The organism is Cobetia sp. 29-18-1, from assembly GCF_029846405.1.
In the GTDB taxonomy this organism is placed as follows: domain Bacteria; phylum Pseudomonadota; class Gammaproteobacteria; order Pseudomonadales; family Halomonadaceae; genus Cobetia; species Cobetia amphilecti.
In genome coordinates, this window is record NZ_JARWKS010000030.1 from 1 (window position 1) to 23,697 (window position 23,697).

Here is a 23,697-nt window from a genome sequence, read left to right on the forward strand (position 1 = left end):
GCACCAGTCTGAGCGCTTAAACCGCGCAGAACCGAATTGATCATCGCTTCCTTAGCTTTATACACTCAAAACATGGTGATATTAGTACCTCTGCTAGCAATCTCCATGAAGTTGTTGGTCAAGGTATTAAGAATCTAGGGTATATGTATTTCAACAAAAAACAAATGCTTGATCGAATAAATGGTACGTTTTCCAATACCTACAATAACAAAAAGGTTAAGACAAAAATAAATAGAATAAGAAAAGGAAGCGTAAGTGATGCGGATAATTACCTTGATGATCTATTGAAAGATTATAAGTTGCACAGAAGGTGTATTTTGAGCTGCTCTTTCTTATCGAAGTCGTCAGTCGAGTTTGAGTTTAGAAAAATCCAAGCTGGTACGCCCGTGAGAGGCCATATAGTGCAGTTGTTATGGATATTGTCATCATTTGCGCATGCTGTGAGAGATATGAATGCAATCCCAATTGTTTACTGTAACGTGTAGTGTTAATAAGTCATTGAAAACAGAAGAATTTCTCGCTGAGCTCCTAATGTATCAGTGAAGAAGCGTTATATGAGATTTATAGGGGTGGACGAAGATAATCATAAGAGCTGTTACGATATTTTTCGATTTCATCTTTGGTGGTTGCTCGAGCATAGGGTGCTATCAAGAAGAATATTTATTTGAAGGTAGTCTGTTATCCACTGGTTGTATGTCAGATGTTACAAAGCCCAACGTCAATGAACACCGGGAAACTATGGCGAACCTTGGAGACTAACTCTTTGATTCGAAGGAGGCTATGTCAGAGGCGGGATATGTTATCAATGCCTGCAATGTCACTCCCAAGAAAGTACGTTACTGCATGGGAATTAAGAAGGTTTTAGAAGTGCGTGCCAGAGAGGTGTGCCCGACCTATGGCTCTTTCCGTAAAGATGGTACATTTTCTTCGTCCCAAGGGAGGTGGACGTGTTCGCATCATAGGGGAGTAACACGCTAAACATATAACCATGCAAGTTAAGGCGGCGGCTTTTCCTTCGTGGCTACCGCTTCCACTACGAAGCCGCGCTTGCTTACGGCGTTATATTTAGAGGTGCTGATGAAGTACGAGACAAGGGTCGTAGCCTTTATAGATATACTTGGCTTTAAGGCTTTTCTCGAAGACACCATCGATAAAGATGGCTCTGACAACGAGAACAAAATTGATCATTTGATATCTGCATATACGGCTATCAGAGACGTATGGGATCTTGACACTAAGGAGGATCTGCTTGGATCTGATTCTCCGGAATCAAAAAAGGTTTCTATTTTTTCCGATTCCATAGTAGTTTCGTTCAAGGCTGAAGAGCCCAGCGAGGTGTTTTTTACACTTCTTGAGATCAAGTGGCTAATTATGCGACTCATATCCAGAAAGATTTTGGTACGAGGTGCCGTCTCGATTGGGAAGTTTATACACAGCGACCATTACCTTTTTGGACCGGCACTGGTTGAGGCTTACACACTGGAGTCGAAAGCTGCTATGTATCCCCGCGTCATTCTGGATAGTAGTGTCATTGAAGCTAGTGCAAACGCCAAGTCTCCGGATCATTCATCGAGTCAAGAAACAGACTTTGTTAGATCGCTTTTAGAGCAAGACTCTGATGGGATGTATTACATCGACTACTTCTTTAAGGCACAGTCAGAGCTAGATGACCCTCAGTACGATTTTCCGGAGTATATAGATAATTTGGGAGACGTTATACGTAAAGGATTAATGTCTTCAAGTCATCATACTAAGGCAGACCTGCTGGTAAAGTACTCTTGGATGCGAGAGCGATATAACAAGATGGTTGAGATAGTGACCAATAAAAATTCAGTAAACCGATTGAGATCTGAAGGTTTAGAGGAGCTGGCCGACTTTTATCAAGGGCTTAAGAAAATTAGCCCAGGAAAATATAACAAGGCGTTCCAACGGTCGCAAAAAAAGCTGCGCCGTTGAACGGCGGCGTTATATCAGCACACATTGAAGGTCCGCTTTGGCCGATACCAGACCTTTAGACTGTCAAGATTTATGTAACGTGTAGTATGTTGTATTACTATACAACATACTACATCGATTGGAGGGTGGCCATCCCTCAGTGACGCATAGGAAAAATTTAGTGGCTAAAGTTTCTTCTGCCTTTCTGCTGTGACCTCAGTAGTTCGCTACTCAATTCCATCCTTTGCTGCCTAGCATTCCTCATGCTGGATATGTTTTTCCATATGCACATGTGCATGAATGATTGTGGTTATAAAAGTGCCCCTCAAGTGTCAATGAAATAAATTTCACTGACCAACGGAATCTGTCAACATAGTTGGCACATGAAGTGGTGCTGGCTTTTTAAAATCCTGCTGCCTGCGGTATCGGATCCCGCTCCGGATCCAAATGTAGCGAAGGGCGCTGTGCCGATGCTCATGGTTGTACCACTCGGTAAATTGCTGAACCCAGTCCTGAGCTTCGGCCAGGATGGCGAACCCGTCGATGGGGAAGCCCGGCCGGTACTTCAGTGGCTTGAAGGCCGACTCGGCGAAGGCATTGTCGTTGCTGACTCGCGGTCGGCTGTACGAGGGAGTGATGCCCAGGTCATAGAGCTTTTCCAGGAAGGTCGCTGCCTTCATCGGGCTGCCGTTATCTGAATGCAGAATCACGGGTTTATGACGATCTGTCAGGCTCTCTCGCCAGCAGGCTTTCTGGATCAACTCAGCGGCTAGCTCGCCAGTCTCTGTTTCATAGATCTCGTGCCCGACGATCTTGCGGCTGAAGACGTCCATGATCAGATACAGATACCACCAAGTGCCGCGTGCGGGACCGGGCAGCCACGAAATGTCCCAGCACCAAAGCTGGTTCGGCGCCGTCGCCTGGTGAGTGGTCGGTGGGCGCTTACGCTGAGGGGCCTGCTGTCGGCCCCGGTGATGTTGCTGATCATATTCATGAAGCACTCGGTATATCGTCGACTCAGAGGCCAGGTAGCGGCCCTTGTCAGCCTGGTCGGCCACGATGAAGGCCGGAGGGCGACTTCGATACTCTGGAGCGTTGCACAACGCCACGATCGCTTTTCGCTCCTCGGGAGATAGCTTGTTGGCCGGTTCCGGGCGATCGGCGTCGGGGCGGCGGTCGGCCGTCACTTCGCCTTGTGCGACCCAGCGGTAGTATGTCCGCACGTTGATGCCCATCACCTGACAGGCCTTGGCCAGCCGAGCCCCGTCACGCTGGGCGTCTTGCACCAGGGGCACGATGCGCTGGCGATCTGGGAGGCTGGTCAGTCGTCCTCGTCGTGGGTCGTGCCCCAGATCGTCTCGGCTTTTTATGACAGGGTCAACAGGGCCGCCGTCTCGGCGAGGGCCTTGTCCTTACGGTGCAGCTCGCGCTCCAACTTACGGAGCCGCTTTTGCTCCACCTTGCGAGCCTGGCGTTGTTGCTTGGCCTGCGCTGCCACGTCGTCGTTGGCGTTCATGCAGGCATCCCGCCAGGCTTCCACCTGCTCGGGGTAGAGCCCACGCTCGCGGCAATAGGCGCTGAGTTCGGCCTCGTTCAGCGGGGCCGTCTCCAGGACGATCTGGAACTTCTCCTGGCTGGTCCACTGGTCGGGCTGGGTGGAACGTGATGGCAAAACTTGTCCTCGCTCTCTGGCCTGTTTCCGCCAATTGTAGAGAGTTGTTGCAGTGATGCCTTCCTGTTTGGCCAATTCCGGGATGGTCATGCTCATAGGCGGCGCCATCTTCTTGAGGATGGCTTCCTTACGCTCTGTGGAATAACGCACGTTGATCACCTCTCACTCTGTTTAGGTGACAACTACGCTGGCAGATAGGGTTTTCTCGGCATTATAATGCATCATATAACTAAATTTAGTGGTTGTAGTGGTATGGTGAATCTGGCTACTACAGACCACTACACCTTGGGGCTAAATATATATAGGGGAGGGGCATTCATATGCTCCTACCCCCGGTGCTTTCTAGCCCTTATCCCTGCACCCCCTTGCCGCCTTCACTCCGCTGCCGGAGTAGCTGATACATCAGGTGAGCGAAGCGTTTCTCTATCCCGCCGTCTTCCAGTATCGGCATGGACATCTTCTCCTGGTCAGCCAGTGCATCGAGCAGTACGTCGTTTAGGCGCTTGGGCAGCAGGCCCTTCATGGCGTCTTCGAGGCTGTAGCTGTTGACCTGTCCCATGAGATCTTCATCGCGCTCCAGGCGTGTGGCGAGGCCATTGGCGAAGTGGAGCTTGTCGTCGTCTTGGATCTCGGCACCGTAGAGGTCATTCAGGGTATCGATGATTTCATCCAGCTTCTTCTTCTCCGGGTCCTTCGGGGTGCCGGAGCCGACCTCGGTGATCGAGTCCAGCCCGAATTCGCCTTCCTGCTCTTCCAGGCGCAGCTCCTGCTCCTGATGCTTGGTCTGGCGGTAATGCGTCAGCTCCAGCTCACTGACATCCAGTTCCGGGTCCTTGAGGCGGTCTTCCCGCAGCAGTGGGCTCAGGTGCTTGGCGAACACGCAAAGCTGCTCTAGCTCGGTGTCTTCGTAGGAGATGATCTGCGAGAGAAACTCGTAGGCGCGCACGAAGCTCTTGAGGTTCTTGCGGAACAGGTCGAGCTCATCGCGAGAGGTACCCGCATCCTTGAGTTCCTGCTCGGCACGCTTCAGGCCCATCTCATCGCTGTTCTGCTCGGCAATATTGCGCGCATCACGCCAGACGCGGATCTGCTCGGTCAGTGCGACATAGCGCTTGTTGAAGCGATCACGCGCCGGGTCACAGTAAAACGACAGCTTCGATGACGGCGCCTTGGGGTCAAAGAAGGCTTCGGCAAACTGGGTGACTTCCTGGCCATGATAGATGCCCGTCTCGTCCAGGCTCTGTTGCATGTCATAGATGACTTGCGGGTCTGACACCGTGGCCAGCTCGCTTTCCCGGTAGTAGGGCGCGAAGGCATCCAGGATATCCTGAGTGTCATTGAAGAAGTCGAGGATGAAGGTTTCCTTGCCGGGGAAGAGACGATTGAGACGCGAGAGAGTCTGCACGCACTCCACGCCCTGTAGCTTCTTGTCCACGTACATGGCGCACAGCTTGGGCTGGTCGAAGCCGGTCTGGTACTTGTTGGCGGCGATCATCACGTTGAAGTCGTCGCTATCGAGCGCCGTGGCGAGGTCGCGGCCTTTTACGCCGGCATTGAGCAGGGCGCTGGCCTCGGTGACTTCCTCAGGGATGACATCATCGGCCGGTACGCTTCCCGAAAAGGCTACCAGCGGGTGCACGTCGTCATAGCCCTTGTCCTTCACATAGGCGAGCATTGCCAGCTGATAGCGCACGGCTTCCTGCCTACTGCTGGTCACCACCATCGCCTTGGCCTGACCGTTGAGCAGATGACGCACGTTGTGGCGGAAGTGCTCGACGATGACTTCGACCCGCTGATTGATGTTATGCGGATGCAAGCGTACCCAGCGCGCCAGGGTGCGGCTGGCCTTCTTGGAATCTACCTCTATCTCGTCACCATCCGGGTGTGAGAGCTTCCATGCCGTCTTGTAGGTGGTATAGCGGCGCAGTACATCGAGAATGAAGCCTTCCTCGATGGCCTGACGCATGGAGTAGAGGTGGAAGGGGCGAGGCTTGTTGCTATCGCTAGCCGGCAGCTCCGGCTCCGGGCGTACCCCGAACAGTTCCAGGGTGCGGCCCTTGGGCGTGGCGGTGAAGGCGTAGTAGCTGATGCGCTGACTGGCACTGCGCGCGGCCACGGCGGCTTCCATCACCTCTTCGCTGCTCAGCTCGGCTTCCGGGTCATTGGTCTGCCCGGCGCTGTTGAGCAGGGCCTTCAGCTTGCCCGCAGACGAGCCCGTCTGGGAGGAGTGGGCCTCGTCGGCGATGACGGCATAGTGGCCCTCTGCCAGTTTGGGGCGCTTTTCCAGCGCATCGAAGAGGGCAGGGAAGGTCTGCAGAGTGACGATGATGATACGGGTGTTGGCGGCCAGAGCATCCGCCAGCTGTGCTGATTTGCTGGCGCTCGCGCCTTCCCGGCTGATAGGGCACACCACGCCGTAGGCATGCTCAAACTGATAGATGGTGTTCTGCAGCTGGGTGTCCAGCACGGTGCGGTCCGTCACCACGATGACGGAGTTGAACATGCGGCTGCCATCCTCGGCATACAGGTTGGCCAGCTGATGCGCCGTCCAAGCGATGGAATTTGATTTGCCTGACCCCGCGCTGTGTTGAATCAGGTAGCGGTTGCCAGCCCCCTCATTGCGTGTGGCCTCCAGCAGTTGATTGACGACTTGCCACTGATGGAAACGCGGAAAGATCATCGTTTCCTTGGTGATGCGGTTGCCCGCGAAGTCCTCACTGGTCTTCTCCTCCAGGTGGAGGAAGCGGCCGATGATCTTTAGCCAGGCATCTGGCTGCAGTACCTGCTTCCACAGATAGTCGGTGGCATAGCTGTTGGCGTCCTCCGCAGGCGGGTTGCCGGCTCCGCCTTCCTCGCTGCCTCGGTTGAAGGGCAGGAAGAAGGTCTTGTCGCCTGCCAGGCGAGTCGTCATCGCTATCTCATCCTGACGGGCCACGAAGTGCACCAGCGCGCCGCGCTTGAAGGCCAACAGCGGCTCTTCCTTGCGGGTGATGGGATCTTTCAGCGGACGGTCCTTGCGGTACTGACGCTTGGCGGCCTCCAGCGATTGCTTGAAAGCGCTCTTCAGTTCCAGCGTGGCCACCGGCAGGCCATTGACGAACAGCACGAGGTCCAGTCGTGGGTTGTAGCTGGCCTCTCCATTGCTGCTGTCCTTGGCATGCGGGGAGTAGGACACCTCCGGCACCACGCGCAGGATGTTGGCCTGATAGCGCTGCACAGACTCCGGATTCATGGCGTGGTCCGGCATGAAGCTGCACATCACCAGCGTATTACCCGGCATCTTGAAGCCGTGGCGCAACACGGCCAGCGTGCCCACCTTCTTGAGGTGACGCTCCACCTGCTGAATCAGCACCTGCTCAGGCTTCTGTGGATTGCTGGAGCAGAGCTTGTCCCAGCGCTCCGGCCAGGCAGCCTTCTGGTAGGCAATCACATCTTCGGGGTAGAGCGCCGTGGCGCGATCGTACTGACTCGCCTTGCCCAGTTGCCAGCCACTGGCGACGAGGCTATCGACGATGTCCTGCTGAAACTGCGCTTCCTTGCTATCAGCCATGAGGCATTCCTGCTTGTTCGTGAGGAGTCGGCATGCTGGCCTGACTCACTGGTACGTTACTGGGCGTAGCCTTCATCGGTGGCGCTGGGGGTCGTCATTACCACGCTGTCTTGCCAGTCCGCGTAGGTCTGGCCGGTGGCTTCTGTCTTCCAATGCTCGCGCCCATTGGCTGCACGACCGGACACCACCGCGGCGGCGGCGCTGGGGCTCGAGAAGGCCTGATCGGTAGAAAAGCAGCGTAATCCCTTTTCCGCCTCGATCAGCACCCCGTTATCACAGAGTTGCTGGTAAAGGTTCTGATAGCCCCCGCCTTTGCCTGTCCAACTACCCTTGGCCAATGACCCCTTCAAGACATAGAACTCGCCTTCGATTTCTTTGCCCAGCGCCTTGATACCGAAACGTGATACCTCTGCCACAAAGAGTGGTGATGCTTGAGCACTGATGTCTGTCGGTTCGACAATCGTGCTGGAAGCTGAGGGCTTGGGTCGCTCACGCAGGAAGTCGAAGCTGAGCACCGGCAGCACGGTGCGAATCTGTTCCATGAAGAACGCCATGTCGGCGCGGTCCGATTCCGGAAGGCCGCCGTACTCATGGGCGGTGCCATTGAGCAGACGGCATTGGCCGGCCTCACGTGCGGCCTGCATCAACAGGCTTTCGAGATGTTTGACGTGGGCCTTGGTCAGGTTCTGGTCCTTGCTTGTCACCAGGCACACCCGCTCCCAGAAGTCCTTACCGCCTTTGTCCTCCGGGCGGTTGTGCTGTTTGAGGCGGGTAGCCACATCGTCACTTTCGCCGATGTACACCGACGGCAGAGCACTATCCTCGGCGGGTGGGCCGATCAGGAAGTAGATGCCGGTGCGACTGCACTCGGGACGCTGCACCAACTGGCTCAATTTGCCCCGCGGGCCGGTGATGACATGGCCGGTCCAGTTCATGATCTCGGCTGTCATCAGGCCACTCGGTGTGCCATCGACTAGAAATAGCCGGATGCTGCGCCCCTGGCTCATACGCTGGCCTCCGCTGGCTCGGCTGCTGTCTGGTTGGCCTTTGGCGGCTGCCAGTCACGCACGTCAATTTTGCCGGTGACGGCGGCCGAAATCAGGGCAGATCGGCGCTCTTGGAGAAGGTTAGATAATTGTTCCGCTGTATCAATAGTTTGGTTGGTAGAACTAAGAAATCCTGACAGCTTGTCATAGATATCTTGCTGTTCATGTTTAGGTGGTAACGGAACCCAAGTTTCAGATAAGCTGTTAGCATATATTACATCGATAGTTGTAGAGTTGCTTGCTACCTTAAGCTGATCTGTGGCCAATGTTGTTTGGCTAAACATTAAAGTGAAGAAGGATGTAATAACAATGTGGTGGTTCAGTCTTAGTCTTATTATACAAGGATGAATGATTCCTAGACCTGCATCGCTATCAACTTCAGAGATCTTTCCTATAGTGCCTCGAGAAGTGATTAAAACATCCCCTTTTTTCACCATAAAAGAGATTAAATTTTCAAATTTTTCTTTAGTGATAAATGCAGAGTTGTTGAAATCTCTGCTAATTACTGTAGATTGATTGTATACCCTATAATCCGACTCTTCTACAAAATCATTACCCTTTATATCGCTGCCAAAAGGACCTGGTCTAATACTATCTTTGCCAGGCTGGAGAATATTTTTTACTCTTTTAGTCTCCCAATGCGCCGGCACTTCTCCCAGCCACTCCACACCGGAGTCCTTCATCGGTACATTCGGGTCCAGGCCCTTGGTGACAGCGTGCGAGATCACCGCCTGACGCTTCTCCTTGAGGAGGGCGATCAGGCGTTGTTGCTCCTCGATCAGCGCATCGATACGCGCGGTTTCGTGATCGAGGAAGGCCGCGATGGTGGTTTGTTCTTTTTCGCTAGGTAGTGTAATCGATAGGTTATCAATGGCATATTGGCCTAAGCCAACCCTAGTGAGGCCATTCGCAGATGTAGCAAAGTATCCCTTAGCTATATGTGTCTCAAAAAATAGCTTTAGATATAGGCCAACCAGCTCTTTTCTTGGTCTGGCAATAGATAAATGATAGCCGCATACCACGTTATGTAAATCCTCGGGTACATACGCAGGATTCGCTATGTCATCTGAGCTTTCAGAATCTTTGGTAAATAGTACATCGCCTTTGACTAGAGAAAATTTATTTATTTGCTCGCATGTAGCAGTCGCGCGCATGAATGACATGTCTTTGATTATTTTGTCATTGTAATAAACGTCAGTGTAGTTGCACAGGTAGACACCTATCTCTCCATCCTTGCTTTTCTTGTCAATATTGCTGGGCATTACATCGCAGACATACTTTAGGTCTGTGATAGCCCAATGTGCAGGCACTTCGCCCAGCCACTCGACGCCCGAGTCTTTGTATTCGTCATAGGCCTTGAAGCTCATGCCGACATCTCCTCGATCATCTGCTTGATGCGGTCGGTACAGGCCTTGAGGTCGGCATCGATGGCGTCCAGCGGGCGCGGCGGCACGAACTGATAGAAGTGGCGATTGAAGGGGATCTCATAGCCTTCGATGCCGAGACGGCCAGAGAGCGGGTCACGCTTGGTGTCGTCGATCCAGGCATCGGGTACGTGGGGCTTCACTTCACGCTCGAAGTACTCCAGCACCGATTGATTCATCGGCACGTTCTCGTAGTCGCGCAGGCCGCTATCGGCTTCCGGGTTGCCGTGCTTGTCACAGCAGATATCGGCGGTGTCGCTGCGCTCGCTCAGGGCGTTCAAGACGGCCTTGAGCAGCGGGGCACCGACTTTCATGCTGGCGGGAAGCTCCGCCTTGAAGGTGGCCTTGAGCACCTTGGTAAAGGCGTCACGGTTGGTGAACAGGGTGTCCGGCAGGGTGGCGCAGGCGGCTAGCAGGGCACTGCGTTCCTCTTCCTTGAGCTTCTGGATGGCCTTCTCATCATTCAGGCGGGCGAGGCGTTCCTCACTGGCCTGGAAGTCGAGGCGTAGCGGGCGCTCGACGGTGATACGGCGGTAGCCGAAGTCTTCATTGGCGAAAATCTTGCTGCGCGGCGCGCCGTCTTGCGTGAGGCTCTCGTCGTCCCCGGCAAAGCTACCGTAGAGGCGCACCAGCTCTTCAATCTGGCCGTCTTCCAGGTACTTGCGCTTGCTGCCGAGCGACTTGCGCATCTTGCTGCCCATGTCACCGGCGTTGATCAGCTGCACCTTGCCCTTGCGTGCCTGCGGCTTGCGGTTGGAGAGAACCCACACATAGGTGGCGATGCCGGTGTTGTAGAACATGTCCGTCGGTAGCGCGATGATGGCTTCCACCATGTCACGGGTGAGCAGGTAGCGGCGAATCTCGGACTCACCACTGCCAGCACCGCCGGTGAACAGCGGCGAGCCATTGAGGATGATGCCAATACGCGAGCCGCCATCGCTGGGCGCACGCATCTTGGCGACCAGGTGCATGAGGAACAGTAACGAGCCATCGGAGACACGCGGCAGGCCGGGGCCGAAGCGGCCATCGTGGCCCTTGAGGGTGTGCTCATCGGTGATCTGCTTCTGCACCTTTTTCCAGTCCACACCGAAGGGCGGGTTGGAAAGCATGTAGGCGAAGCGCTCACCGGGCAGCTGGTCATCGGAAAGAGTGTTGCCGAGCTTGATCTGGTCGATACCCTGGCCCTTGATCAGCATGTCGCCCTTGCAGATGGCGTAGGACTCGGGGTTGAGCTCCTGCCCGTGCAGCGAGACGCTGACGTTGTGGCTGATGTCCTGAATGTAGGCATCGCCCTCGGAGAGGAAGCCGCCGGTACCGGCTGTGGGGTCATACAGGGTAACGATACCACCGGGCGCGATGTGTTCTTCTTCACCGGTCATCAGCAGTGAAGTGGTGAGATGCACGATATCGCGCGGGGTGAAGTGCTCACCGGCAGTCTCGTTGGAGCTCTCGGCAAACTTGCGGATCAGCTCCTCGAAGATGATGCCCATCTCGTAGTTGCTGACGGCCTCGGGGCTGAGGTCGATCTCCGCGACGCGCTCGACCACCTTGTAGAGCAGGTTATTGTTGCTCAGCTGCAGGACGAAATTCTCGAACTCGAAGTGCTCGAAGATCTCCCGCGCGCTGGGGCTGAAGGCCTGCACGTAGCTCATCAGGTCTTCAGATGTCTGGGTTGCGGAGAGCGTACCCAGGCTAAGCGGTGACGCATTGAAGAACTCGCGCCCGGTGGCACGCATCAACAGTTTCTCGCGCAGGGTATCCGGCTTGTCGGCGTTCTCCTCCGCCACGGCCAGTGTCTTGGCCTTGGTGTCTTGCAGTACGCATTCCAGGCGGCGCAGCAGGGTGAAGGGCAGGATGATGCGCCCGTATTGAGACTGTTTGAAATCGCCGCGCAGCAGGTCCGCGATGGACCAGATGTAACTCGCCAGCTGGGAATGACTTTCCGTGTTCACGATGATGCTCCCGCGTATGGAACTGCTTCAGGATTGCAGATAAGGCTGTAGGGGCATGATAGCGCGTCATGCTCCATGACTAAATCAGGGTATGGCGAGGTGCGTCGCATATTCAGGCAGTTAGCGAAATACCATCGTCCGAGAGGGGGGGGTAGATCGCATGTGATGCGCATATGGAATCTGTGATATCTGTATGACTACCAGCATGTAGCACTGATTATCAGAGGCATAGTGACGAATGGAGTGTCTGGACAAGCGTGCGCTTTACCTTCAAGAGGTCAGCAGTTGTGGTGGGGTTCGAGCGGCAGCGGAACATCTGGATGTGAATCCTTCTGTCGTGACGCGTCAGATCCGCAGTCTGGAGAACGAGCTGGGCGTAGCGTTGCTCGAGAGAAATGGCCGCCACGTATTGCCAACGGAGGCGGGTAGGCTCGTGTTGGAGAGTTATCTCGCACAGCGACAACTCAATTCAGAGCTACGCGATACGCTGTCACGCTGGAAGAATCTGCAGACAGGGCAGGTCACTGTCTCTGTCGGTGATGGTTTCGTGGATAGCTTCATCAAGTCGGTGTTGAGCACCGTCGCAAAGCGTTATCCGGATGTGATGATCGATATACGGACCGGCATCTATGTGCCGCGCGAGCCTCATGAGATGGTGTTACATGATGAGGTGGATATCGCGGTGACTTACGGACCGGTGGTAGACCCACGTCTGGTCGTGCATTCCTTTCCCCGCGGGCCTCTATGTGCTCTCGTGGCGAGGGACCACCCTCTGGCAGATCATGAAAGCGTCTCCGTGGCGGAGTTGGCACGTCACAAGTTGATCTTCTTGCCGGAGGTTTCGGGTTCGCAGCGTCTGGTCAATGACATCTTCCGTACGGCGGGCCAGGTCGCGACGCCTTCCTATCGTTGCAATCTGCATTCCATCTCGCGTCGGATGGCCTGTGCGGGTGTTGGTGTCGCCTTCATGACGGCAGCCGCTGCACATGAAGAGGTCTCGGCGGGCCTCCTGTCTGCCATCCCCATCGAGCATCCTTTGGCAGAGGCGACCCAAGGCAATCTGGTACGCAGAGTCGGCAGACGGCTGACGCCGGCTGCCGACTATCTATGGAAGGTGATGATGGGGATGCACTGACTCAGCTCGCCATCATGTAGACCCCCGGCCCGATGGCCCAGCCCAGCGAGAGCCATAACATCAGGAAGGCCGACCAGGCGATCAGGAAGCCAAGCGCCAGCGGGAGCATGGTGGCAACGAGGGTGCCGAGGCCCATTTCCGGTTGATAGCGCTGCATGTAGACCAGCGCCACCGAGAAGTAGGGGCTCATCGGCGAGATGATGTTGGTACTGGAATCCCCGATACGGAACATCGCCTGCACGAAGGCAGGGTCGAAATCGATCATCATCAGCATGGGCACGAAGACCGGTGCCATCAGCGCCCATTGCGCGGAGCCGCTTGTCATGAAGATGTTGAGCAGAGCCGTCATCACGATGAAGGCACCGACCAGTGGGAGGCCGGTAAAGCCTGTGCTCTGCAGGATATTAGAGCCTTCAATGGCAATGAACTGACCAAGCTCGGACCACTTGAAGTAGGCGATGAACTGCGAGATCGCGAAGAACAGCACCAGTGTCGGGGCCAGCTCGCTGGCAGATTCCGCCATCTTCTGCGGGACATCGCGACTGCTGGTGATCTTGCCGACCGTCGTGCCGTACACCAGACCAATCATGACAAAGTACAGGAACATCAGCGGCACGAGGGACTTGAGGAAGGGAGAGGGGATCAAGCCGCCATCGGCATTGCGTAGCGGTGAAGCCTCAGGCAGAACCGCGATCAAGACAAGTGCTACATAGGCCAATGTGGCCAGGCCGACGCGCTTGATGCCGGTCCATTCCTCAGGCTTCAGCTCAGGCTTTTCGCCTTGTGCCGTGAAGTCCTTGCCCATGGGCAGGACACGTTGCAAACGCGGCTCCACTACCTTGTCGATGATGAGAGTCCCGACGATGGCTAGCACGAACACCGAACAGGCGACGAAGTAGTAGTTGTCGACGGGGGAAATGTAGGCCTCGGGGTCCACGAGCCTGGCAGCATCCGTGGTGATACCGGAGAACAGAGCGTCCCCCACGGTCACGAACAGACTGGCATCGTAGCCGGCGCCGGCAGCTGCATAGGCTGCCGCGGCACCGGCGATGGGATGACGGCCCACGGAGTGGTACACCATCGCCGCCAGCGGTATCAGGATCAGGTAGTTGGCATCCGAGGCGATACTGCCGCAGATACCTGCCATGAAGACGCAGAACGTCAGCAAGACCGGAGGCGCTTTCGCGACGCTGACCTGCATGAGCGTGGACATGAGACCGACCTTGTCAGCCAGACCTATCCCGAACATGACGACCAAGATGAGCCCCAAGGGCGGGAAGTTGATGAAGTTGCTGACCACGCTGGTCAACATGAACTCCAGACCCTCAGGTGATACCAGGCTACGCACATGTACCACCGCATCGCTTTGCGGATTGACGGCAGACACCCCGAGTAGGTCCAGCACCGCCGATGCGACGATGATCAGTCCTGCCAGAATCGTGAAAAGGATGAAAGGGTGAGGGAGCTTGTTCCCTGTACGTTCGATGGATGCGAGAACGGCTTGCATTGTTGTTGTCCTTGTTATGTTGTTCTGACCGACTTGTTCAATCGCGTGCCAGCAAGTCCTTGGCCAATGACAGGAAGACACCGCCCGCGACCGGCAGGATGTCGTCGTTGAAGTCGTAATGCTCGTTGTGCAGGTAGGCACTGTCGCCGTTGCCGACGAAGAAGAAGCACCCGGGAATTTCCCTGAGGTAGAAGGCGAAGTCCTCAGCGCCCATGGTGGGCATATAATCCAGTTTCTTGATATCACCACTGACCTGATGGTGACGAGCGATCTCGAGGACCTTGTCAGACCATTCGGCGTCATTGAGGAGAGGGGGGATCTCAAGCTCATGCGCCATTCGGTAGCTGGCGCCATGCGCGCTGCACACGCCAGAAATGACTTGCTCAAGTTGACCGGCCAGTGCATCACGCGAGGAAGTGCGGTCACTGCGGATATTGATCAGGATCTCGGCTTCGCCAGGGATGATGTTGGCCGCATCACCTGCATGGAAGGCGGCTATCGTGATCACGCCTGCTTCCAGCGGCGATTTGTGACGTGCGACCAGTCCCTGTAGTTGCTGAATGATCGAGGTGCCCACGTAGATCGCATCCACTGCCAGGTGCGGCATGGCGGCATGCCCGGTTTTACCTTCGACTGTGACCCGGAAGGTGTCGTTACCCCCCATGGCCGGGCCGGGCTTGACGAATACCTGGCCGGCCGGGAAGTTCGGACGATTGTGGTAGCCGAATATCGCGGAGACTTTCGGATTCTCCAGCACACCTTCTTCGATCATCCGCGCTGCGCCATTGCCGCCTTCCTCCGCCGGCTGGAAGATCAGCTTCAGATGCCCGGACAGGGTGCCGCGCTGCTCCATGATGGCTTCAGCCGCCAAGAGGAGTGTGGCGGTATGGCCATCATGCCCGCAGGCATGCATCAGCCCACGCTTGGTGGAGCAGTGCGAAAAGGTGTTGGCCTCATCAATCGGCAGCGCATCCATGTCGGCGCGAAAGGCGATCACGGGCCCAGGACGTCCAGTGTCCAGTTCCGCCAAGACACCTGTTTCCGCAATACCCTCGGTGACCTGGTAACCCAGCTCGCGCAGTCTCTCTGCGACCACCTTCGCTGTCTGGGTCTCCTCGAACTTCAGCTCGGGGTGCTGATGGAAGTGGTGCCTGAGTGATCTGGCCGTCTCTAACTGACTGTCGGTAAACATTGATTGTCCTTGTTCTAGTTTAGGAACTGCTTGACTACGCTAGAACAAGGCGGGAGCACGAAGGGAGGCCAGAGAGCGTCGTGTTTGTTGACCTGAGTGCAACGAATATCAGAGGGCGCTCATTTTCTTGTCTCTGAATTTGCCGGTGTAGCGGGCAAAGGTGATTGCCGGTGATGCATCCTGTCTCGCACAGCTCGGCCCCTAGTGGAGGCTGCAAAAACCAGCTGATCGGCACGCGCAAGAAGCGCTGCCTCGATAACCTATTCAAGAGGTTGGGCAGACGTGTCTACGCAGGGTCGGGTATCGCCCATTCGATGGTTTAAATTCCATGCTAAAAGCGGCCTTAAATGACGACTCTGATCTTGAAGGTAAACCGACATGGTTTATTATTTATCTTAGGAACGGAACTTAAGGTCGCTTTTCTACGTGAAAATAAACCAGTTGCTACAGAAGATCCCGCGTGACGCCGTCGTGACGACCGCGTGGATGGCGTCACACGGCGTCACCTCTGATCAGGCGCGTAAACTGGCCAACAGTGGCTGGCTGCAACGCGTGGGGCACGGCGCTTACTGCCAAGCGGGGGAGCCTCTTACCTGGGAGAGCGCCGTTTTCGCCCTGCAGACGAGCGGCGACACGGACTTTCCACCGTTTTGGCCGGGTGGCCGGACGGCCCTGGCACTGCATGGCTTTGCCCACTATCTGCCGATGGGGGAGAGCACAACATATCTGTATGGCAAGGAGGCCGCTCGGCTGCCCCGGTGGTTGAATGATGCCGAGTGGGCAGGGCGGATGGTGCTCCATTCCGAAAAGGGTCTGCCAGTGCAGCTTCCCGGCAGCTTCACGGACTACGCGCCGGATGGCAGAGCCTTCAGCTTGCAGGTATCGACCCCCGAGAGAGCCGTCCTGGAGTGGATTGCCGTGACATCGAATGAACTGCTGTTCAGCAGTGAGCTGGTGGACACCTTCGACGGGCTTAACACGCTGCGTCCGCGCCGGCTGCAGGCATTGCTGGAGGGATGCCGTTCTGTGAGAACCAAGCGGGCCTTCCTGGTGCTGGCTCGCCACGCCGGGCATGCCTGGTACGCTCGCCTGGAACCACGCCGACTGAATCTCGGCAAAGGCAAGCGGCAGCTCTGCCAAGGCGGCAAGCTGGATAGGGAATATCACGTGACGGTGCCGGAGGCGTTCCTGCATGCCGATTGACGCTCGCTACCACGAACAGGTCAGTCTGTTGGTCTCGCTGCTGCCTTTTCTCAGTGGCGAGCCGTGTTTCGCACTGAAGGACGGCACGGCCATCAACCTATTCGTGCAGCCATTACCCCGTTTATCGGTCGATATCGACCTGGCCTACTTGCCGCTGGAGCCTCGTGACGAGGCTCTTCGACGCTGTCGCGAGGCGCTACAGCGATTGACAGAAAATTTCAGAGATCGACTGCCAGGTGGCAGGCCGAGCTTCAGGATAATCGCCGGGACGAGCTGAGGATCTTGGTGCGTCGAGGTCGCAGCCAGGTGAAGGTAGAGGTATCGCCGGTGCTGCGTGGCACTCTGCACCCGCCTCAGGAGCGCGATGTTGTCGAAGCTGTGAAAGACGATTATGGCTTCGCGGCGGTGCAGGTGGTGTCACTGCCGGATCTGTATGGCGGCAAGATCTGCGCCGCGCTGGATCGCCAGCAGGGAGCTATGGCGATTTTGGTTTGCGGGGGAAGATAGGAAGGGGGGGGGGCGTAACCTGTTGATTGATCTCGCCAGATCACAATCAACATGAACTGGTTGCGCTACGGGCGATCCTACTTCCCAGTCGCTTTCACAACCAGAAGCCGAGATTTCCGATCTACTGCACGAACTGCTACGCCATGGGGTACTAGATCTGATTGCCAAGGTGGAGCGGAATCTGTCAAGATGCATTATATTTTTTTAATATAAATCAAAAGATTCGTAAATCAATGAAAAAGTCAAATGCTTTATATGCAGTCATCTTCCTGCTTGTGTTATTGTCATGCTGCTTGGCCATCTGGGTTTACTATTTAAAAGAAGGGAAGGATTTACTTAACTTTACTATATCCATGGTAGGTTTTTGTATTGCATTGCTGGCTTTATTCATTGCTGTACGTACTTATACCTCAATTGATAGCGTAAATAATATTACTAAAATGGATGGTAATATACTCGACAACGAAAGGTATGTAGTTTCGTTGCCTGAACTTATAGATAAGTTCAGGTCTAAAAATGAGATTCAATTGGAAGGAGAGCTATTTGAGTCTATCGAGTTGAGATTAAAAAAATATTCCAATACAGCTGTGCTGTTTGCTGAAACTTTACAGTATTTGATTGACGTAATTGTAATTTTTCCTGCGATTTTTAATGCAGTCAATACTGACAAGGAATACTATAAGAAACGTATGGATAGAATCCTAACGATGATAGATAAAAAGCGTGATACTCTCCACTCAGTCAGTAGGGGGAATTCAATTCAAATTACTGAGAGCATCAAACTCTTCAAAGCGGTTGTTGCTTATCAAAAATTTGTTGCTGATAACAACTTTAATGTACATGCTAGCCTTCTTCATGTTCGTGGCCCGATATTGCGTAATTCAGTAACTAGAACAATCTATCATAATTATCTGGGATTGTATTATAACAAGAAGGGCATGCATTTACTGAGAGAGTCTTTGTGCGCTGCTTCAGTTGATATCTTATCGGTTGCAGGGCTTGCTCTTGTGGGCTCAAAAGTCAAATGGCTACTCCCTTCAGTTAAAGCTGATGTGCTCATGTATTTGTGGTTTGCATGTGATCACTTTGATAAAGCGCTTGAGATATCAACGGAAGATCTTATGTGGCCAGGGTTTATTAATTATAATAAGTCTAGGACGTTGTATTTTATAAATATGATCTCTGATTCAACAGAAAACTGGGTCGATGCCATGGATGCAGCAATATTATATCGATCTAGATTAAATGTGCTTATAGATGAAGTGCTGACCGAAAATCGCTCTGATACACCAAAAGTGATTAATACACATTTGAAACATTTTTTTACTCATCAAGAGGAGCTTGCTCGACTAGTGAAGTTAAACTTAATTATTTCTGATAGGGCAAGAGGTATAAAGAAACATTCTATGCTCTATAGGGGGGCAAACATAGATAATCTTCAGAAGCAACAGCTAGTTGAGCTGTTTGTAAATTGTGATAGTTTTACTAAAATAGAATCTTACCAGGAAGATGTTATTCAAGCTCTTTTCTAATCTCGATATGGGTTGATGGATTGTTGAGTTTCGGTTTTCGACTTTTCGATGTTTTATATTGACGTAGTTATTGCACTTTGCATCTTTTTCGATTTGGTAGTAAAAGTAAATAGACGCCAGCCACGTTATCTTGTTAGCATTTGCGAACTCGTGGCTGACATATTTTCTCTGGTGAAGATCTGATAATCAGTCTATGTCCCATGCTTGTTTCAATCTCGTCACGGTATGCTCCCATTTCGGTGTTGTGGGCTTGCAGATAGTGTTCTGATTGCCGAATAGGCCGACTTCGCTAAATGCTTGTGAGGCACTGTACGAAGTGATCCAGCGGACTGGCACGAGGTATTCCGCTGTCTCCTCATCCTCTTCATCGAAGGTTCGGTGGAGCTGTGGGTAGGCGGTAGCTGTGGCAATGTCGTGAAGTCTCTGAATCCCTTGATCGGTCTGGACCGTGAAATGCTCGCCTCGGCAACGCTCTCCGGTCACCTCAGCCACGCCTACGTAGCCGGTCTTGGGGATGTTGACCCAGACTCGGTCTCCCTCTGAGAGCATAGCGAGGGTCTTCGAGTACCAGGCGGCGCCACCACCGGCAATGAAGCCATAGCGTCGCGCCAACTCCCATGGACGATTATCACCGAAGGAGGCGTAAAACTCGCCATTCCAGGGCTCCTTGCGTGCCTTGCGTGGGACAGGCAGGGGCGGTTCGTCCGGGTCGATCATCCAAGCACGACTGAGGTAATGATTTCCCTGGTCCTCGAAGGCGCTGAAGAACATAGCGTTGATCGAGAGCTGGGCATGTTCGTTGAGATAGTTGATGATTCTCTCGCTGCTGGCGTCGAGCTGAGTGGCCACGACGACTAGTTGGTGATTTTCGTTGAGGGTGACGCTGTCTAGCGTGATACCGAACTTGGCCTCAAAGGCGTCCTCGAGAGACATATGAGAGCGCTGATAACGTTGGGCAAAGTTTTGATAGATTTCTACCAGCTGGTAGTCGGCCAGGCTGACGACCCAAGAGGCATAGTCGATGGCCTGAGCCACCACGTCGCGGGGTGTCTTGTCGCGCTTGAGTTCGATGACGATAACTGTGCCGTCGGCAGCAATCGCCAGCAGGTCAATCAACTTGTTGAAGTCCGTGCGTACCTGCCGGCCGATCAACAACCAGTCCCGATTGAGGATCGAGACATCCTGCATGATCTGCTCCTCTAGCAGCCCCTCATCCGCTAGCCCAGTGGGCCGCAGCTTTTGCGGCATCTCGCCTGCAGTACCTGCCAGCTTCCAGATTCCTTGTTCTATAGCCATCAGGCGCCTCCTGGTGCTTGTTAGAGAAAGCGTTGCCTCACCCAAGGCGATGCTCTACCATGGATATCAACACGGCCCCCGCCTCTTGGCTCTCACGAGCTTACGCGGGGGTTCTTTTTTTGTGTGCTCCCACCTTCATTATGCCCACCAGCGCTCTAAGCCCGGTGGAGCCCCCATGTTCTCCAGCGTTAGCCCTCTTCTGGAATGAGGCTCCGAGAATAACTCCAGATGTGCCTGTAGACGTCGATGCCACTCGGCTTCTGGGCAAACTATCAACGCCATGTGCTGCACGATACTCAATAGCAGGAAGGGGCGGGCGAGGCGCTTTGCGTCCCTGAACTTCCACGGTACTTCACCTTGCTCGGGTAGCCTTGGCTGGTCAAGGACATTGCAGTTCCAGAGCCGGCTGTTGTGCGCGCAGACGTTACGCAGGTATTCAGCGAGCGAAGTCATCTCTGTAACACCTTCCAGTCCTGAGTGCCGTATTTCTGAGCGATCCTCACTTGGTCCGGCACCTTCATTATGACGAAGAGCTGCGAGAGAGTGCTTAAGTCCGAGGTCTCGACGGCGACCCAGATCGGCAGCCGCGGCCCGTGTTTTTGCCGATAGTGCTTGATCCAGAGGCGTTCATGAATGGTGCGGAAATTTCCGGCGTGGAGTTGGGTGCTATAGAGGGAAGGGCGCAGCTAGGCGCGCTGGGGTACAGAGGCAGCGTATCGTTCAGGCGACGCAGAGTGTCGCATTGAACTGACGACCTATACCCGCAGGTGCACCAATTCAGCTATCATTAGGTTTCATGAAATTTCACATATTCGGGTTTACGGTTGTTGACCGACTTAACAGGACGTTGGGTCGTATGGTCCTTGGACGGAGCTTGCCCTGCTGCAGCGCCGTGCGGTAGCCGTGTATATCAATTTTATAGTGTCATGAAGAAGTTAAATATCCTCTATAGACCTACTTGGCCGCAGATTCTGGGGGTGATGTTTGCTTTAGTTATTGAGCCAGATTTGTTTTGGTATCCGTTTAATGCGGTCCGTAATCTATTGAATGGCTTTGGAGTGATTTAAGATGGGGAGTGGTTTGATGTTAATCAAGGTGGCTTTTTAGATGTTTTTCACTACTAGAAATAACTTAGTTAAAAAAGGCATCCCTACAGTTTGTCTTACAAAAATAAATTGGGATGACTACTCGTATTCAACAAGCTTTGATGCAGTTCTTTATCATGACGGTAAAGTGATCGAGCTTGGAGAAGTGAAGGTGATGACTACCCAGCTAGATGATGAGTCTACGCTGGACAACAGGAAAGAAAACACATCAACAAAACTACCTGAGACTTTTGAAAAGCTTGGGGAGGATTTTTATTCTTTAGGACAGCATCTCGATTACTATAGAGGGCTTTCCGAATTAGGGAAAGAGTTAGGTGATAAAGTTCTTCATGGTTTAAGAGATACTGCAGTTTATTATCCTCCTGAAGAGGGCGTGAAAGAACATAAAGCTTTCTGGGATTCTTTGCTTAGAGGTTCTGAAGCGAAGAAGTGTTTGAAGGAAGGTCGTGACTACTATTTTGGTTGTACAAAATATTCAAAAATAGAGTTTACTTACAAGGGGTCGGTGTTTGATAAAAGCGATTCCTCGGTGCATTTTGTTTTTGATATGTTTTCGGAGCTGCCAAGCACGATAAACGTACTTATAGGGAGGAATGGAAGCGGAAAGACGCGTCTTTTGAACAGGCTTTCTTATGATATTGTTGAGAATAATGATGACTCGGTTTTTATCCCTGAAAGACCTCCAATAAGTCGAGTTGTCGCCATTTCTTACAGTGCTTTTGATGACTTTAATATTCCTGAAAAAGAAAGAGATTACAAGTACATTGGAATTAGGAAGAGAGACGAAAAGAACGGCGATTTTGTCATTAAGTCCAGCCGAGATCATTGGAAAGATGTGAGTGATGCCCTTTGGGAAATAGAGGATGTTGAGTTACTTGAAGAGGTGGAGAGGTTTATAGAGACTTCTCTTTCAGAGCATATTGAAGATGCGAAAGATTTAAAAAAACTGAAGGCATCATTTGAGAGCATGAGTTCAGGGCAGAAAATATCTTTGAGTATCATCTGCCAGCTCTCAGCATTTTTAGAAGATGATAGTCTCGTGCTTTTTGATGAACCCGAAAACCACTTACACCCAGGGCTCTTGTGGAGTTTAATGGTAAGTTTTGATAGGGTGTTAAAGAAAAAGAAATCATTTTCTATAGTGGCCACACATTCTCCCGTAATCCTGCAGCAAATTCCTAGTGATTATATAAATGTGGTCCATAGATCAGGGGCAGTAATTTCGGCTGAGAATCTTGATAACGAAAGCTTTGGCGAGAACCTTCAGGTTATTATGGAGAAGTCTTTTGGCTTTGTAGAGCCCGAGCATGACTATAAGCAAATAATTAAAAGTTTGATAAAAGACAAGGGGTATGGTAAGGACCAAATTGAGGGATTGTTCTCTAAAAGCCTAGGTCTTCAAGCTAGAGCCTTTCTTTCCACGGCAACAAAGAAGGAAAGAAATGATTAAGTTGGATAGGAAGCCGTTTTATTCCTTTAGAGGAAGCCTGAGTAAGCTGGATGCTAGTGGGAAGTCTAGGGATGTTGTGGCCCCAATAATGAGGATGAAAAGAGACTTGGAAGCGCGTGCTATTCATTACATGAGAAATAGGCGCAGTCTTGAAAATGTAGGAGTTGTTGCTAATTTTTCGAATATATCTAGTGAGTTGAAGTCATGTTACGAGGGAATGCCAGCTCCCCTTAGAGATGAGTTAGATGATTTCAGGGTTAAGGTTTTATCAAAAATAAGGCGATGTCCTTATTGCTTGATTTCTGAGCCCTATACAAACGATCACTATTTGCCTAAAGAAATATACCCGGAGTTTTCTTTTCTGAGCTGTAATTTAATACCTTGCTGTGGTTGGTGTAACGGGAAAAAAGGAACCAGGGTGGTAGAGAATGGAAAAAGGTTGTACTTCAATCCTTATTTTGACTATTTGCCGAATGATTTTTTAGGGGTTGATGTCTCTTTAAGTGAGCTTTATGTGAGTTTTCATCTTTTAAAAGAAGATGAGGTTGTTTCCACTCATGTAGAAAAGCTTGGGTTGATAGAGAGATATAACTTCCAAGGTGTTTCAGTTATAACATACGTTATTGAGATGATGCAGATGGATGAAGATTTAAGAGATACTGAATATTTCAAGCGTGAGATGCGCAGAGAGAGAATTAAATCCGAGTCTAAGTTTGGAGTTAATCATTATGAGGCGTTGATATATAAAAAGCTAGAAGAACTGGGGCCCATGGCTTGAATCAAAACCAAAAGAGGGGCGCCTAGTCAGGTGTGGTTTCTTTTTTTTAAGGGGCGGATGCAGGCTCTGAGTGCAACACTCTATTGAATTGAGGATGGCGCTTCATTGTGTTTTGCCATCAGTTCATTCATCACCTCGATAGGGCATTTGAAGTCGAATCGTTTTCGAGGCCGCATATTCAGTTCGAAGGCAATGGCATCCAGCTCTTCCTGGCTGGTCAGCGACAGATCCGTCCCCTTGGGGAGATACTGGCGAATCAGGCCATTGATATTCTCGTTGCTGCCTCTTTGCCAAGGGCTATGGGGATCACAGAAGTAGATGGCGACGCCAGTATTTTGCGTGATAGCGGCATGCCTAGCCATCTCCCGTCCTTGGTCATACGTCAGGGTTTTTCGTGCTGCCAATGGCATTC

The 23,697-nt window shown here is 52.7% G+C and carries 16 protein-coding genes and 1 pseudogene; 7 read left to right on the forward strand and 10 right to left on the reverse strand.

The window, feature by feature from the left end; all coding sequences use genetic code 11:
- Window positions 1–1,017: 1,017 nt before the first annotated feature.
- Entirely contained in the window at window positions 1,018–1,956 is a 939-nt protein-coding gene (locus QD208_RS16695; RefSeq protein WP_279837514.1) for a hypothetical protein, read from the forward strand.
- Between the two features lie 326 nt (window positions 1,957–2,282).
- On the opposite strand, the gene QD208_RS16700 is transcribed toward QD208_RS16695, so the two are convergent.
- The 6 genes from QD208_RS16700 to QD208_RS16725 form a co-directional block, all read right to left on the reverse strand.
- Window positions 2,283–3,230: an IS3 family transposase gene (locus QD208_RS16700; RefSeq protein WP_279837516.1), complete on the reverse strand. Its 948-nt coding sequence runs from the start codon at window positions 3,228–3,230 to the stop codon at window positions 2,283–2,285.
- Between the two features lie 71 nt (window positions 3,231–3,301).
- On the reverse strand, window positions 3,302–3,757 hold the full coding sequence (locus QD208_RS16705) for a transposase (protein ID WP_279837518.1): 456 nt from the start codon (window positions 3,755–3,757) through the stop codon (window positions 3,302–3,304).
- Between the two features lie 199 nt (window positions 3,758–3,956).
- The gene (locus QD208_RS16710; protein ID WP_279837520.1) at window positions 3,957–7,157 is read right to left on the reverse strand and encodes a DEAD/DEAH box helicase family protein; all 3,201 of its coding nucleotides are present in this window, start codon (window positions 7,155–7,157) and stop codon (window positions 3,957–3,959) included.
- A gap of 56 nt (window positions 7,158–7,213) precedes the next feature.
- A complete protein-coding gene (locus QD208_RS16715; RefSeq protein ID WP_279837522.1) occupies window positions 7,214–8,107 on the reverse strand; it encodes a GIY-YIG nuclease family protein in 894 nt (297 codons plus the stop codon).
- A gap of 53 nt (window positions 8,108–8,160) precedes the next feature.
- Window positions 8,161–9,570 carry a restriction endonuclease subunit S gene (locus QD208_RS16720; protein ID WP_279837524.1) on the reverse strand — a complete coding sequence of 470 codons (1,410 nt, stop codon included), beginning with the start codon at window positions 9,568–9,570 and terminating at the stop codon, window positions 8,161–8,163.
- Entirely contained in the window at window positions 9,567–11,579 is a 2,013-nt protein-coding gene (locus QD208_RS16725; protein ID WP_279837526.1) for a class I SAM-dependent DNA methyltransferase, read from the reverse strand. The genes QD208_RS16720 and QD208_RS16725 overlap by 4 nt, the downstream gene beginning before the upstream one ends.
- A gap of 238 nt (window positions 11,580–11,817) precedes the next feature.
- Between QD208_RS16725 and QD208_RS16730 the strand changes: the two genes are divergently transcribed.
- The gene (locus QD208_RS16730; protein ID WP_279837528.1) at window positions 11,818–12,714 is read left to right on the forward strand and encodes a LysR family transcriptional regulator; all 897 of its coding nucleotides are present in this window, start codon (window positions 11,818–11,820) and stop codon (window positions 12,712–12,714) included.
- 1 nt (window position 12,715) lies between these two features.
- Here QD208_RS16730 and QD208_RS16735 read toward each other — a convergent pair whose 3' ends face one another.
- Window positions 12,716–14,221, reverse strand: a complete 1,506-nt coding sequence (locus QD208_RS16735) for an AbgT family transporter (protein WP_279837530.1) — start codon at window positions 14,219–14,221, stop codon at window positions 12,716–12,718.
- A 37-nt stretch (window positions 14,222–14,258) separates the two neighbouring features.
- The gene (locus QD208_RS16740) at window positions 14,259–15,413 is read right to left on the reverse strand and encodes an amidohydrolase (protein WP_279837532.1); all 1,155 of its coding nucleotides are present in this window, start codon (window positions 15,411–15,413) and stop codon (window positions 14,259–14,261) included.
- 426 nt (window positions 15,414–15,839) lie between these two features.
- Here QD208_RS16740 and QD208_RS16745 point away from each other — a divergent pair, with 426 nt between their 5' ends.
- From QD208_RS16745 to QD208_RS16755, 3 genes and pseudogenes are all read left to right on the forward strand, one after another.
- Window positions 15,840–16,616, forward strand: coding sequence for a type IV toxin-antitoxin system AbiEi family antitoxin domain-containing protein (locus tag QD208_RS16745; protein WP_279837534.1), 777 nt, complete (start codon window positions 15,840–15,842; stop codon window positions 16,614–16,616).
- Window positions 16,606–17,084 (forward strand): annotated as a pseudogene (locus QD208_RS16750) (nucleotidyl transferase AbiEii/AbiGii toxin family protein); the annotation flags it as partial. The gene QD208_RS16745 and the pseudogene QD208_RS16750, both read left to right, overlap by 11 nt.
- A 272-nt stretch (window positions 17,085–17,356) precedes the next feature.
- Window positions 17,357–18,655, forward strand: coding sequence for a hypothetical protein (locus QD208_RS16755; RefSeq protein ID WP_279837536.1), 1,299 nt, complete (start codon window positions 17,357–17,359; stop codon window positions 18,653–18,655).
- Window positions 18,656–18,841: 186 nt separating this feature from the next.
- On the opposite strand, the gene QD208_RS16760 is transcribed toward QD208_RS16755, so the two are convergent.
- Entirely contained in the window at window positions 18,842–19,951 is a 1,110-nt protein-coding gene (locus QD208_RS16760; protein ID WP_279837538.1) for a hypothetical protein, read from the reverse strand.
- A 1,107-nt stretch (window positions 19,952–21,058) separates the two neighbouring features.
- Here QD208_RS16760 and QD208_RS16765 point away from each other — a divergent pair.
- Window positions 21,059–22,507, forward strand: coding sequence for an AAA family ATPase (locus QD208_RS16765; RefSeq protein ID WP_279837540.1), 1,449 nt, complete (start codon window positions 21,059–21,061; stop codon window positions 22,505–22,507).
- Window positions 22,500–23,285: an HNH endonuclease signature motif containing protein gene (locus tag QD208_RS16770; RefSeq protein ID WP_279837541.1), complete on the forward strand. Its 786-nt coding sequence runs from the start codon at window positions 22,500–22,502 to the stop codon at window positions 23,283–23,285. Before QD208_RS16765 ends, QD208_RS16770 begins: the two co-directional genes overlap by 8 nt.
- An 80-nt stretch (window positions 23,286–23,365) precedes the next feature.
- Here the strand turns inward: QD208_RS16770 and QD208_RS16775 are convergent.
- The coding region (locus QD208_RS16775; RefSeq protein ID WP_279837543.1) for an IS30 family transposase at window positions 23,366–23,697 on the reverse strand (332 nt) is incomplete at its 5' end.